The organism is Sphingomonas gellani, assembly GCF_900110035.1.
In the GTDB taxonomy this organism is placed as follows: Bacteria; Pseudomonadota; Alphaproteobacteria; order Sphingomonadales; family Sphingomonadaceae; genus Sphingomonas; species Sphingomonas gellani.
The window spans coordinates 230,444-244,137 of sequence record NZ_FOCF01000001.1; the positions used below are offsets into that span (position 1 = coordinate 230,444).

The 13,694-nt window shown below is 69.6% G+C and carries 9 protein-coding genes; 8 read left to right on the forward strand and 1 reads right to left on the reverse strand.

Going from position 1 to position 13,694, the window contains the following annotated elements; genetic code table 11:
• The first annotated feature begins 115 nt into the window (after nucleotides 1-115).
• The 8 genes from BMX37_RS01260 (at nucleotide 116) to BMX37_RS01295 (ending at nucleotide 12,417) form a co-directional block, all read left to right on the forward strand.
• Nucleotides 116-2,467 (forward strand): sensor histidine kinase, encoded by a 2,352-nt coding sequence (locus BMX37_RS01260; protein WP_093663660.1) that lies wholly within the window; start codon nucleotides 116-118, stop codon nucleotides 2,465-2,467.
• Nucleotides 2,464-2,904 (forward strand): tRNA (adenosine(37)-N6)-threonylcarbamoyltransferase complex ATPase subunit type 1 TsaE, encoded by a 441-nt coding sequence (tsaE, locus tag BMX37_RS01265; RefSeq protein WP_093663661.1) that lies wholly within the window; start codon nucleotides 2,464-2,466, stop codon nucleotides 2,902-2,904. The genes BMX37_RS01260 and tsaE overlap by 4 nt, the downstream gene beginning before the upstream one ends.
• Entirely contained in the window at nucleotides 2,901-3,869 is a 969-nt protein-coding gene (locus tag BMX37_RS01270; protein WP_170841827.1) for an aminoglycoside phosphotransferase family protein, read from the forward strand. The genes tsaE and BMX37_RS01270 overlap by 4 nt, the downstream gene beginning before the upstream one ends.
• Nucleotides 3,866-4,621, forward strand: a complete 756-nt coding sequence (locus tag BMX37_RS01275) for a nucleotidyltransferase family protein (RefSeq protein WP_093663663.1) — start codon at nucleotides 3,866-3,868, stop codon at nucleotides 4,619-4,621. The genes BMX37_RS01270 and BMX37_RS01275 overlap by 4 nt, the downstream gene beginning before the upstream one ends.
• Entirely contained in the window at nucleotides 4,614-7,562 is a 2,949-nt protein-coding gene (gene addB / locus BMX37_RS01280) for a double-strand break repair protein AddB (RefSeq protein ID WP_093663664.1), read from the forward strand. Before BMX37_RS01275 ends, addB begins: the two co-directional genes overlap by 8 nt.
• Complete coding sequence (gene addA, locus BMX37_RS01285) at nucleotides 7,549-10,986, forward strand: double-strand break repair helicase AddA (protein ID WP_093663665.1); 3,438 nt, start codon at nucleotides 7,549-7,551, stop codon at nucleotides 10,984-10,986. The genes addB and addA overlap by 14 nt, the downstream gene beginning before the upstream one ends.
• A 64-nt stretch (nucleotides 10,987-11,050) precedes the next feature.
• Nucleotides 11,051-11,374 (forward strand): thioredoxin TrxA, encoded by a 324-nt coding sequence (gene trxA, locus BMX37_RS01290; RefSeq protein WP_093663666.1) that lies wholly within the window; start codon nucleotides 11,051-11,053, stop codon nucleotides 11,372-11,374.
• Nucleotides 11,375-11,436: 62 nt separating this feature from the next.
• Entirely contained in the window at nucleotides 11,437-12,417 is a 981-nt protein-coding gene (locus BMX37_RS01295; RefSeq protein ID WP_093663667.1) for a quinone oxidoreductase family protein, read from the forward strand.
• A 3-nt stretch (nucleotides 12,418-12,420) separates the two neighbouring features.
• Here BMX37_RS01295 and BMX37_RS01300 read toward each other — a convergent pair whose 3' ends face one another.
• Nucleotides 12,421-13,503: an SPL family radical SAM protein gene (locus BMX37_RS01300; protein WP_093663668.1), complete on the reverse strand. Its 1,083-nt coding sequence runs from the start codon at nucleotides 13,501-13,503 to the stop codon at nucleotides 12,421-12,423.
• Nucleotides 13,504-13,694: the final 191 nt, after the last annotated feature.

Below are 13,694 nucleotides of genomic sequence, written 5' to 3' on the forward strand. Positions count from 1 at the left end.
GGGCGCCCGTTGTCTTTTGGGGGCCAATAAAAAGACTGACGTCAGGCCAATTCCCCTTCACGCCCGGCTGTTCTAGACAGACCCAGATGACCGCTTCGCGCCGCGTGCCACAGCCATGATCGTTCTGAAGACGGGCGCCGCCGTCCTGGCGGGTGCGATCCTGCTGGTGCTGGTGGTCGCATCGGTCGTGTTTCTGTTCCGCGGGCTCAGGGTGCGGGCGCACCTGGCGGCGGTGGAGACGGAGAACGGGCGGTTGCGCGCGGTGCTGCAATCCGCGCCCGCCCTGTCGATGGTGATTCATGCCGACGGCCGGCTCGACATGCCGCAACGCATGGCCGACTGGCTGGGCCTGCCCAAGTCGCCACCGTTCCTGGCCGAACTGGCGGCGGGCGAAAGGGGGCTGTTGCCGGACGAAGCGGCAGGGCTGGCGGCGGACGTGAACGCGGCGCAGCGCGCCGGGCGTGCCTTTGTGCGTGCGGTGCGGCCGCTGGGGTCTAGCAAGGCGATCACGCTGCGCGGCGCGCGGGCGCCGACCGGGGCTGGATCGCCGGGCACGGTGATCGTCTGGGCGTTCGACGCCACCGACTCCGAGGCGGAGATCGCGCGGCTGCGCAGCGAGGGGTCGCGCCTGGGAGCAGCCTTCGAGGCGTTGACCGGGCTGATCGAGGCGGCGCCGTTGCCGATGTGGTATCGCGGCCCCGACCTGCGGCTGTCGATGGTCAATTCGGCCTATGTCGCCGCGGTGGACGGGCGCGACGCCGCCGATGTGGTGTCGCGCGGAATCGAGTTGATCGAGGGCTCGGATCGCGGCGGGCCGCTGGCCGGCGCGGCGACGGCGCGCGACGCGGCGCGGCCGCACGAACAGGTGGTGCCTGCCACGATCGGCGGCGCGCGCCGATCGTTGCGGCTGTACGACGTGCCGCTGCCGACCGGTGGGGTCGCGGGGTTCGCGGTCGATATCGAGGATCTGGAGCAGTCGCGCACCAGCTATCGTCGCTTCGCCGAGGCGCAGCGGGCGATGCTGGACCGGTTGTCGGCCGGCGTTGCGCAATTCGGGCCGGACCGCGCGCTGACGTTTTGCAATCAACCGTTCCGCCGCATGTTCGCGATGCGTACCGAGTGGCTCGCCGACCGCCCGGAGTTCGAGCGCGTGCTGGAGCGGATGCGCGAGGCGAACCGCGTGCCAGAGGTGCGGGACTTTCCGGGGTGGAAGCTGGAGCGACGGGACTGGTTCACCCAGACCGATGGCGCGATCGAGGAAACCTGGCACCTGCCGGCCGGCGTGCATATCCGCGTCGTCGCGCAGCCGCTGCCCGATGGTGGCCTGTTGCTGATCTTCGAGGATCGGACGGAGCAGGTGCAGCTGGCCTCCGCGCGCGACACGCTGTTGCGGGTCCGTACCGCGACGTTCGACAATCTGTTCGAGGCGCTGGGCGTGTTCGCCGCGGACGGGCGGCTGCAGTTGTGGAACAACCGGTTCCGCGCGCTTTGGGGCTTCGAGGAGGAGTTCCTGGCCGGGCATCCGCGCGTCGACGCCTTTGCAGAGGTCGCTGCGTCGCGCCTGTCGATGCCGAGCCGGTCGTCGCTGATCCCCGAACTGGTCCGATCCGCCACCGCGGAGCGGCAACAGCGCGGCGGCCGCGTCGCCTTCGCCGACGGACGCCATTTCGAATTCGCGGCGGTCCCATTGCCCGATGGCAATGCGCTGTTCACGATGCTGGATATCACCGACAGCCGGCGCGCGGAACAGGCGCTGCGCGATCGCGCGGAGGCTCTGGAGGCGGCGGACAAGGTCAAGACGCAGTTCGTCGCGAACATGAGCTACGAATTGCGCACACCGCTGACCTCGATCAGCGGCTTCGCGGAGATGCTGCACGGCGGCTATGCGGGGAAGCTGCCCAAAAAGGCGGACGGCTATGTCGAGGCGATCATCGATTCGGTCGAGCGGCTGGGCCTGCTGATCGACGACGTGCTGGACCTGACGGCCGGCGAGACCGGGCGAGAGATGGAGCGAACGCCGGTCGACGTCGCCGGGATGGCGCAGGCCGCGCATGAGACGGTGCGCCCCGCCATCGCCCGGCGCAAGCTGGAGTTCGTGCTGGAACTCGCCCGGTCGACCGGGCGCGTCACCGGCGACGCAAAGCGCCTGAAGGAAGTGATGGAGCACCTGCTCCGCCAGGCGCTGGAGGGCACGCCGGAGGGTGGCCGCATCCTGCTGCACACAGATGGCAACGCGACGCATGCGCGCATCATCGTGTCCGACGACGGGCCGGGCATGGATGAGGACCAGGTGGCGCACGCGTTCGACCGGTTCGCGGAGCCGGGCATCACGCCGACGGGTGAGCGCGCGCTGGGCCTCGGCCTCCCCCTGGCGAAGCAGTTCGTCGAGGCACATGGCGGCACCATCAGCCTGGTGTCCCGGCCGGGCGACGGAACGCTGGTCACCGTCGAACTGCCCCGCCGATGAGGTTGGCCGATGCCGAGGCGACGGAGGCGTTCGGCCGCCGACTGGCGGCACGATTGCGGCCCGGCGATGTGGTGACGCTGTCCGGGCCGTTGGGCGCAGGCAAGACCAGCATCGCGCGGGCGGTGTTGTCCGCCCTGGGTCTGGAGGGCGAAGCGCCCAGCCCGAGCTTCGCGATCGTGCAGCCCTATGACGTGCCAGAGGTGACCTTGCCGGTGCTGCACGTCGATCTTTATCGGCTGGACGCCGCAGACGAGGTGGACGAGCTTGGCCTGGACGAGGCGCGCATGGACTCCGCTCTCCTGATCGAATGGCCGGAACGCGCCGGGGACGGCGCGTGGCCGGATGCGCTGGCGCTGCTTCTGTCGATCGAGCCGGACGGCGCGCGAGGCTTGACAGTGCGGGTGCCCCCCGCTTGGGAAAACCGATGGCCGACATGACCCCGCCGGCGGGTGCCGCCGGCTTCCTCGCCGCGCACGGATGGGCCGGCGCGCGCATCGATCCCCTGACCGGCGATGCGTCGTTTCGCCGGTATTTCCGAATCACGCAGGATGGGCGCAGCGCCATGCTGATGGATGCGCCCCCGCCGCGCGAGAACCCGCGCGCGTTTCTCGACATGGCGCAGTGGCTGGGTGAGCGGGGCTTTGCCGCGCCGCGCATCCATGCCGCCGATGCGGACGCCGGCCTGGTGCTGTTGCAGGATTTCGGCAACGACCGAATGCGCGAGGCGGCGGATGCGAACGAGGCGGCCGTGTTGCCGCTGTATGAATCGGCGGTGGACACGCTGGTGCAGTTGCGCACCCATGCGCCGGGCGCGCTGCAACCCTATGACCGCGCGTTCCTGCAACGCGAGGTCGGCCTGTTCGTCGAATGGTATTGCCCCGCCGTCAGTCTGTCGGTCGACTCGGATGGTTGGCATGCGGCCTGGGACGAGGTGCTGGGCCACGGATTGAGTGACGCGCCCGTGACCGTGCTGCGGGATTATCACGCTGAGAATCTGATGCTGCGCGGAACGGGCGAACCGTTGGGCCTGCTCGATTTCCAGGACGCGCTGGCGGGTCATCCGGCCTACGATCTCGTTTCCTTGCTTCAGGATGCCAGGCGCGACGTCGATCCAAACGTGGAGGAGGCGATGTTGGCGCGATATCTCGCCGCGACCGGGGACGGCGATGCGTTCATGCGCTCCTATCACGTGCTCGGTGCGCAGCGGAACGCGAAGGTGATCGGCCTCTTCACGCGCCTTTGGCAGCGGGATGGAAAGCCCCGCTATCCCACCATGTGCCCGCGCGTCTGGGCTTATCTGGAGCGCGATCTGTCCTTTCCGGTCCTGGCGCCGATCGAGGCGTGGATGGAGCGGAACGTGCCGCCCGAATTGCGCGGCGACCCCATGGTGCTGGCCGGATGAGCCGACAACTCGCGATCCGACCCGATCCCGGCGGGCAGGTGCCACAGACCGCGATGGTGATGGCGGCAGGCCTGGGCAAGCGGATGCGTCCGCTGACGGCGACCCGGCCCAAGCCGCTGGTCGAGGTGGCGGGGAAGCCCTTGATCGACCATGTCATGGATCGGCTGCGCGCGTCCGGCATCCAGCGCGCGGTGGTCAACGTGCATTACCTGGCCGACGCGCTGGAGGCGCATCTGGCCGCCTGTTGTCCGGACATGGACATCGTCATCTCCGACGAGCGCGCCCGCTTGATGGAGACCGGGGGCGGCTTGATGCACGCGCGCCCGCTGCTGGGCGACGCGCCGCTGCTGGTGGTGAACAGCGACAATCTGTGGGTCGACGGCCCGGTGGATGCGATCCGGCTGCTCGCATCGCGCTGGAACGACGCGACGATGGATGTGCTGCTGCTGCTCGTGCCGCTGGCACGGGCGAACAACCATCGCGGACAGGGCGATTTCCACCTCGGCCCAGATGGGCGGATCACGCGGCGGCGTGGTGCCGGGCGCGTGGCGCCGTTCGTCTATACCGGCATACAGATCCTGCACCCGCGCATCCTCGTCGATGCGCCCGAGGGGCCCTTCTCCACCAACCTGTTCTGGGATCGCGCGATCGAGGCTGGGCGGGCGTTCGGTATGGTGCATCAGGGCCTGTGGTTCGACGTCGGTACGCCGGCCGCCATCCCCGCGACGGAGGCGATGCTGGACGATGGCTGAGGGCGCGCGCCGACCACAGCTGTTCACCATTGCCGGGCACCGCGCCTTTGCCGACTCGCTGGTCGCCGGGTTGAAGCGGCGCGTCGGCGGCGATCCGCTGGCGCTGGGTCGAACCACCATGTTGTTGCCGAACAACCGCGCGGTGCGGGCGGTGACGGACGCGTTCGTACGTGAGAGCGGCGGCGCCCTGCTGTTGCCGCGCCTGGTGGCGCTGGGCGATCCGGAGATCGGGGAGGCGATCGGGTCGGCGCTGGATCATGCCGACGATGCCGCCCCACCGGCCCCGGCGGTCAGCGCCTATCAACGCCGCCTGATCCTGACCCGCCTGATCACCGAGGAGCGTGCGCGCGAAGGGCAGCCCGTCGGCGCCGCCGAGGCGGTACGGCTGGCCGGGGAGCTGGCGCGGGTGCGCGACCAGCTGCTGGTGGAGGAGGTCGATCCGTCGCGGTTGAAGGATCTGGACCTCGGGCCCGACCTGTCGGTGCACTGGCAGCGTGCTTTGGCCAGCCTGGAGGTGCTGCTGGACCGCTGGCCGCGCGAGCTTGCACGCTTGGGGCGGATCGATGCGGCGGACCGGCGGCGGTTGATATTGGATGCCGTCGCGCGCCGGTGGCGCAGCGATCCGCCGGCCGCGCCGGTCTGTGCCGCTGGCATCACGGACACCGCGCCCTCCGTTGCCCGCCTGCTGCGCTGTGTCGCCGACCTGCCACAGGGAATGGTGGTGTTCGCCGGGCTGGACCTCGCCATGGATACCGAGGAGTGGAACGCGCTGGGTCCGCACCAGCCCGATCCGATCACGGGGCGGCGCAAGCGGGCGATCGAGGTGCACCCGCAATTCCACCTGAAGGTCATGCTCGACCGGATGGATGTCGGGCGCGGTGAGGTAACGGCGTGGAAGGATGCGGCAGGAGCCGCGTCCGACGCTGCGCGCGGTCGTGCGGTGGCGAATGCGCTTACCCCGGCGGAGTTTACCGGCAAATGGACCGCGCTTGGCCCCGCCGATCGCCGGCTGTCGGGTGTCCAGGCGGCGGAGTTCGCGACTGCGGCGGACGAGGCGCAGGGTATCGCCCTGACGCTGCGGCAGGCGCTGGAGACGCCGGGCCGAACCGCCGCGTTGGTCACGCCCGATCGCGGCTTGGCGCGGCGCGTGGCAGCGCATTGCCGGCGCTGGAACATAGAAATCGACGACTCCGCCGGTCGCCCCCTGTCTATCCTGCCGCCGGGGACTTTGCTGCTCAGCCTGGCCGAGGTGGCGGCACAGGGTTTCGCGCCGCTGGCGCTGCTGACCCTGTTGAAGCATCCGTTGGTGGACGGCGGCATGGGGCGGCTGGCCTGGCTTGATGGCGTGCGCGCAATGGACCTCGCATTGCGGGGGCCGCGTCCCCCGGCGGGTCTGGCCGGACTGGACGGACAGGTGGGTGAGGGGCTGGCGGCGCGCTGGTGGGCCGCGGCGCGACCATTGCTGGAGCCGCTCGCATCGGCGTTCGGTGATGGCGATCAACCGCTGGCGCGTCTGGTGGCGGTGTTGCGGGATACCGCCGGGTCGCTGGGCGGCGACGCGGTGTGGAGCGGGCCTGCGGGGCGTGCCGCGGCGGACCTGCTGGCGGAGCTGGAGGCGCATGCCGCATCCGGCCCCGCGGCCGTCGATCCGGCGGAGGTCGCGCCGATGCTGCGGACCCTGTCGGACGAGGTGGCGGTGCGCCTCGCTTTGCGGCTCAATCACCCGCGCCTCGCGATCTACGGCCAGATCGAGGCTCGGTTGCAGTCCGCCGATGTGATGATCCTGAGCGGGTTGAACGAGGGTGTCTGGCCCGGCCGTCCGGCGCCCGATCCATGGTTGGCACCGCGCATCCGCGCCGAGCTGGGCCTTCCGGGACTGGAGCGGCGCATCGGCGTGGCGGCGCATGATTTCGGGCAAGCGATGGGCGCGCCGTCGGTTCTGATCACCCGCGCCCGGCGTGACGGCAGCGCGCCCGCGCTTGCGTCCCGTTTCTGGCTGCGGTTGCAGGCGATGGCGGAGGACCGGCTGGAGCGCGCGGAGACGCTGGAGGATTGGACGCGCGCGCTGGACGATCCCGGCGAGTACCTGCCCGCTGACCGTCCGGCGCCGTCTCCCCCGCTCGCCGTCCGCCCGACGGTCATTTCCGTGACAGAGGTCGACCGGCTGAAGGCGGACCCGTACGCCTTTTACGCCCGGCGCTACCTGGCACTGTCGCCGCTGGAACCCGTCGACGCCGATCCGACCCCGGCCTGGCGCGGCAATGCGGTGCACGCCATCCTTGAAGAATGGTGGAAGGAGGATCGCTGCGCCGCCGATGCCCTGCGGCCGCGCGCGGTTGCGATGCTGCGCGACGGAGCGACCCACCCGATGCTGCGCGCGCTGTGGCAGCCGCGCCTGCTGGAGGCGGTGGACTTCATCGCCGGCCGCGTGGCCGAGGATGCCGCAGCCGGGCGCCATGTCACCCATGCCGAGGGGAAGGGCCGCATCCAGTTGGCGAACGTGACCCTGTCCGGCCGCTATGACCGGATCGACACCTTGCCCGACGGCAAGCTGGCCATCGTCGACTACAAGACCGGCAAGGCTCCGTCGTCGGCAGCGGTGCGCGCGGGTTTCTCTTTGCAGCTCGGACTGCTTGGCGTCATCGCGGAACGCGGCGGCTTCGGAGACGTCACGGGTGATGCCGGTGCGTTCGAATACTGGTCCATGGCCAAGTCGCAGAGCGGCTTCGGGCAGGTTACGAGCCCCTGCGATCCGGAAGGGAAGCGTGACCGCATCGTCACGGCGGATTTCACGAGCGTCGCGGCCGCCAACTTCGCCGATGCGGCGGGCACGTGGCTGACCGGGGGCGCGCCTTTCACCGCAAAGTTGCGGCCGGAATATGTGAACTATGCCGATTACGATCAGCTGATGCGACGGGACGAATGGTATGGCCGCGACTAAAGGCGCGACCCGGCCGCTGCCGCCGCTGACCCCGGCGCAGTCGGATGCCAGCGCGCCCGACGCTCATGTCTGGCTGTCGGCGTCGGCCGGCACCGGCAAGACGCAGGTACTGGCGGCGCGCGTGTTCCGCCTGTTGCTGCGCGGCGTCGATCCGGGTGCGATCCTGTGCCTGACCTTTACCAAGGCGGGCGCCGCGGAGATGACGGCGCGGATCAGCGACCGGCTGGCGGCGTGGGTGCGGATGCCGGACCCGATGCTGTCGCGCGACCTGGACGCGCTGGGGGAGGTGCCGACCCAGGACCTGCGCGATCGGGCGCGGACGCTGTTCGCGCGGGTGCTGGACGCGCCCGGTGGCGGTGTGCGGATCGGCACTATCCACGGTTTCTGCCAGTCGCTGCTCGCGGCATTTCCGGTGGAGGCAGGGCTGACCCCCGGCTTTCGTCCGCTGGAGCCGCGCGAGGAAGCCCTGCTCCAGCGCGAAGCCCTGGCACAGATGCTGTCCGACGCGGAGAGGGAGGGGCGCGCCGCACCCGTCGAGGCGATCGGCGCGCTGAGCCTGAGACTGGGGGAGGGCGGCGCGGAGTCGTTCCTGGCGACCTGCGCCCGTTCGCTCGACGCCTTGGACGCGCTGCCGAGCGGTATCCATCCTTGGCTTCGCCGCGCGCTGGACCTTCCGGCCGGTAACGTCGCCGAGGCGATGGCGGACGGTTGCGATCGGATCGATGCCGGCGCGGTGCAGCGGCTCGCCCGTGCCAACGCGGCCTGGGGCACGGCGACGGGCCTGGCCCATGCGGACGCGATCGCGTCCTGGCTGGCAGGCGACCGATCGGCGCGCGTCGCCGGGCTGGAGGCGCTGCGCAGCGTGGTGCACACGGCCAAGGGTGAGCCGCGTAAGGCGTCAAAGAAGCTGATCGACGCCGAGCCGGATTACGAGACGCTCGCTCAGGAGATCGGCGGCCGCTGCGCCGAGTTGATGTCCTTGGCCACGCGTGCCGCCTATGCCGACCTGCTCGCCGCCGGGCTGGAGGTGGGACGCGAATATGCGCGCGCCTATGCCCGGGCGAAGCGGCGGATCGGCGGGGTGGATTTCGACGACCTGATCGCGACGGCGGTGCGGCTGTTGCGTCAGGACGGCATCGGCGACTGGATCCGCTACAAGCTGGACCAGCAGACCGAACATGTCCTGATCGACGAGGCGCAGGACACGAACATCGCGCAATGGACCATCGTGCGGGCGCTGGTCGACGAGTTCTTCGTTGAGCGCGGCGTGCATGCGCCGTGGACGCGGACGCTTTTCACGGTGGGCGATTTCAAACAGGCGATCTTCGGCTTTCAGGGCACGGATCCGAACACATTCCGGGCCGCCGAGATGTTCTTCCGCAACAAGGTGGCGGAACTGACGGGCGATCCGGATTGGCCGATGGAGGAAACCGGCCTGCCGATGCATCAGCTGTCGCTGACCAGCTCGTTCCGGTCGACGCGCCCGATCCTGGAGTTCGTGGACGAGGCGATCGGTGCCCTACCCGAACCGGGCCTGGGCCTGCCCGATGTGGAGGCGCATGCCAGCGAAGTCGCCGGGCCGGGTCAAGTCGAGCTATGGCCGCCGGCGATCGAGGGCGATGGCGGCAGCGAGGAGGACGAGGAGGGCTGGGTCGGCGATGCGACCCGCAAGCTGGCGGGCGACATCGCCCGTGCGATCCGCCGCTGGACACGCGACGAACCGCTGATGCTGGAGGCGAAGGGTCGCCCGCTGCGGCCCGAGGACGTGATGATCCTGGTCAAACGTCGCGGCGACCTCGCCTCTCTGATCGTGGCACGGCTGTATGCGGAGGGCGTGCCCGTCGCCGGTGTGGATCGCCTGCGCCTGAACGCGCCGCTGGCGGTGCAGGACCTGCTGGCTGCGATCCGCTTTGTGTTGCAGCCGGCGGACGATCTGTCGCTCGCCAGCCTGCTGGTATCGCCACTGATCGGCTGGACGCAGGACGAGCTGATGCTTGCCGCGCCGCGCGAACGGGGCAGTCTGTGGACGCACCTGCGCCACACTCAACCCGAGGAACGCCTAGCACCGCTGTCCGCGATGCTGGCAAGAGCGGATTTCACGACGCCGTACCAGTTCCTCGAGGAGCTGTTGTCGGGGCCATTGGACGGGCGGCGCAAGCTGATCCGACGTCTGGGCGAGGAGGCGCGCGACCCGATCGAGGAACTGCTCGGCGCGGCGCTGACGTTCGAGACGACGACCACGCCCTCGTTGCAGCGGTTCCTGGACTGGTTCGACCGAGGCGAGGTGGAGATCGTGCGGGACGCATCGGCACCGCAGGACGCGGTGCGGGTGATGACCGCGCACGGGTCAAAGGGATTGCAGGCGCCGCTCGTGATCCTGGCGGACGCGACCGCCGATCCGGCCGCCGCGCCACGCTCCATCCTGCGCTGGAGCCCCGATGGCGAACAGCCGGCGATACCCGTGTTGCGCCCGAAGGCGGCGGAGCGCGGCGGCCCGCTGGATGCCGCGCTGTCGATGGCGGAGGCCAAGGAACTCGAGGAGCATTGGCGCCTGTTCTACGTCGCGGCGACGCGCGCGGAGGAACGGCTGGTGATCGCCGGCGCGCTGGGTCCGCGGGCGAAGGGTGTGCCGCCGGAGGCGAGCTGGTACGCCGCGACCGATCGCGCGCTGACCGCGCTGGGTGTGCCCGGCGGCGAGGGCGCGCGTATCTTTCGCGGCACTGTCGCTCAGGCTGCAGCGTCCCGGAAAGCGTCAGTCGTTGCTGCGCGCGTCGAGCGACCTGCCTTGCCGGACTGGGCCCGGACGCTCGCGCCGCTCGAGCAGCGTCCGTCGCGGCCGCTCGCCCCCTCTGCGATCGGCGTCGATATGGTCGCCGACCCGCCGCCTACCCCTGCGCTGCGGCAGGCCGCGGAGCGGGGTCGCCTGATCCACGCGCTGTTCGAGCGCCTGCCGGCGGTGCCTGTCGAGCGACGCAGGGAGGCGGCCGACCGCTGGCTGCAGCATGGCGGCGGCATCCTCGGCGCGGCCGAGCGGGCAGCGCTGTCGACCAGCGTTTGTTCGATCCTGGACGACGCGCGTTTTCGCGACCTGTTCGATGCCGAAGGGTTGGCGGAGGCGCCGATCACGGCGACCCTGGCGAACGGCACGGTGGTGGCCGGCACCGTCGACCGCTTGCTGGTCGCGCCTGATCGGGTGATGCTGGTCGATTTCAAGACCAGTCGCCGGGTTCCTGCGGGGGTGGAGGAGGTACCCTCCTACCATCTCGACCAGATGGGCGCCTATGCTGCGGCGCTGGAGGTGATCTTTCCGGGACGGCGGGTCGAGGCCGCGTTGCTGTACACGGGCGGGCCGGTTCTGGTGCCGCTGTCGGCCGAGCTGCTCCACCGTCACAAGCCCGGCTATCCGGGGCCGGAGCAAAGCTAGCGGTCCGGCCGTTGAGCGGCGGCATACGGCATCCTAGATCGCACATCAGAAGGAGAACATTCTCATGCCCACCAAGCAGATCACCGACGCCAGTTTCCAGGCCGACGTCCTTAAGTCCGACAAGCCGGTACTGGTCGACTTCTGGGCGGAATGGTGCGGGCCGTGCAAGATGATCGGGCCAAGCCTGGAGGAGATTTCGGACGAGCTGGGCGAGGAAGTCACGATCGCGAAGCTCAACATCGACGACAACCCCGATGCGCCGGGCCAGTATGGCGTGCGCGGTATCCCCACCATGATCCTGTTCAAGGGTGGTGCGCCGGCCGCGACAAAGGTCGGTGCCGCGCCCAAGGGGCAGCTGAAGGCGTGGTTGCAGGGCGAGCTCGCCTGACCCGTTCGTAACGGTCCGCGCAGGTCTTGGGCCTGCGCGGGACATGTCAGAGGACCATCCGCATGACCCGCTACGCCCGTCTCGATCGCACCGGAGGGCCCGAGGTCATCGGATGGTTCGACGAGACCCTGCCGCCGCCTGCTGCCGGTGAGGTGCAGGTGCGCCTCACCGCGGTCGGGCTGAACTACATCGACACCTATCATCGCGGTGGCGTGTATCCGGTCGATCTGCCCGCCCGGCTGGGTACGGAGGCGGCCGGTGTCATCGAGGCGGTAGGCGACGGCGTGCAAGGGCTCTCTTCCGGCATGCGGGTCGGCATGCTGGGGCCGAGCCGGGGTACCTACGCCACGGCGCGCAACCTGCCCGCGCACGAGGTAATCCTGCTGCCCGACGGTGTGGATGATGGTACCGCCGCGGCGATCTTGCTGAAGGGCTGCACGGCCGAGTTCCTGGTGGAGCGTTGTGCTGAGGTGAAGGCCGGTCAGATCGTGCTGGTCTGGGCGGCGGCGGGTGGTGTCGGTCACCTGCTCGTCGGCTGGCTGAAGGCCATTGGGGCGGTCGTGATCGGCGTGGCCGGCGGCGCCGACAAGCTGGCGAGTGTGCGGGATGCGGGCGTGGACCATGTCATCGATCATCGCGCAGAGGACGTCGCGGCTCGTGTCCGCGAGATCACCGGTGGCGCAGGCGTGCCGATCGTCTTCGACGGTGTCGGCATGGCGACCTGGGACGCATCGCTGGCGTCCGTGTCGCGGCGTGGTCTGATCGTCAGCTACGGCAATGCGGGCGGTGCGGTGACCCGCGTCGCGCTCGGCACGCTGGCCTCGCACGGGTCGATCTTCGTCACGCGCCCGACGCTGTTCGATTATTATGCCGACAGCGAGCAGCGCCGCGCCGGAACCGGGCGTGTGTTCGCCATGCTGCGTCAGGGCGCGATCCGGCCGAAGATCGGGCGGACCTTCGCCTTGGAAGAGGCGGCGGATGCGCACCGCGCGCTTGAGGCCGGCGAGACGCGGGGCAGCACGCTGCTGATTCCACAGGGCTGATCGTCAGGTCCAGTAGAGGATGCGTGCGGATGGCAGCAGCGCTGCGATCCGCTCTTGGAAGAAGGTCCGAAGCTCGCGCATCGTGGCGGCGTCATAGACGTGCTTGACCGAGCCGAACTTCGTTCGCTTTTCGGAGCGAGCGGCAGGGTCCATGTCGAGTGACGATCCCGGATACCAGCTGTCGAGAACCGCTTTCGATCCGGGCGTGAAGCGGTGGGTGATGAGCTCCACCGTCAGGTCCGCCCCCGCAGCATCCGCCAGCGCGACGGAAGCCTGGTCGATCAATTCCGCATAGGCATCTCGCCAACCGGGGGCAGCGATGATCGGTGCGATGGTCAGGCCGACCTTGTACCCCGCATCCGCCATGCGACGAAGTGCGGCGAGCCGGTTTGCCACGGGCGCCGTGCCCCCCTCGAAACGTGCGAAGCGGGCTGGGTTGATGGAGGCCCGCATGCGAGTCCGGCCGCCATGAGCGATGGAGAGGAGCGGGTCGACGTCGGCGAACTTGCTGGTGAAGCGCAACTGCGCATCGGCCTGCCACTGACCGAACCAGGCGATCAGCGCGGATAGCGACCCGGTCAGCGGTTCGAGGACCAGCGGGTCCGTGTAGCAGGACGCCTCGAACGTCGTGCCCTCATGCGCGCGGGCATGTGACCGGCTGGTGACCTGTCCGCGCCCGAGATGTTCAGGCAGTTGCTCCAAGATTTCCGGGAGGTTGGCATAGACCCGCGTGATCGGCGGACCCTTCAGCGACCCGGCGAGATAGCAGTAGCTGCAATGAGCCGGGCATCCCTCCGCCAAGTCGATCCGCCAGTCGGCTGACGGTGCGATGGGTTGAAGGCGTCGGCGCGAGGGGGACGCGACGACGAGGGCAACGGTACGCTTGGCCTCCCCATATTGGCGGCGGGGGTCGTCCGGCAGGTCGAGCTTTATCCGATCGCTGGATAGCCGGTCGACCTGCACCCCATATTCTTCAGCGCGCGCGACGATGGCGCGACCATGCTCCCATTCGAGGGCCGACGGGGTGACCAACAGGCGTTTGGGGAGCCAGATACGGGGCGAGGGAAGCGCGGCAGTCGAGGCCATGGCGGGTCAACGCGGACCGGCTGCGCCTGTGCCGTGATCCATGTTGCCTGGGGTGCAGTTCGTAGAACTTAGTGGGTCCGATCGCAGGCTGCTGACCGGTTGCACTCGGGGCGGCTGGACGCAGTCTGGTGTGGAGTTGGGATTGCGCCGATGTGGCTTTCGACGCTGGACAGAGGATGGTGAGCGGACCG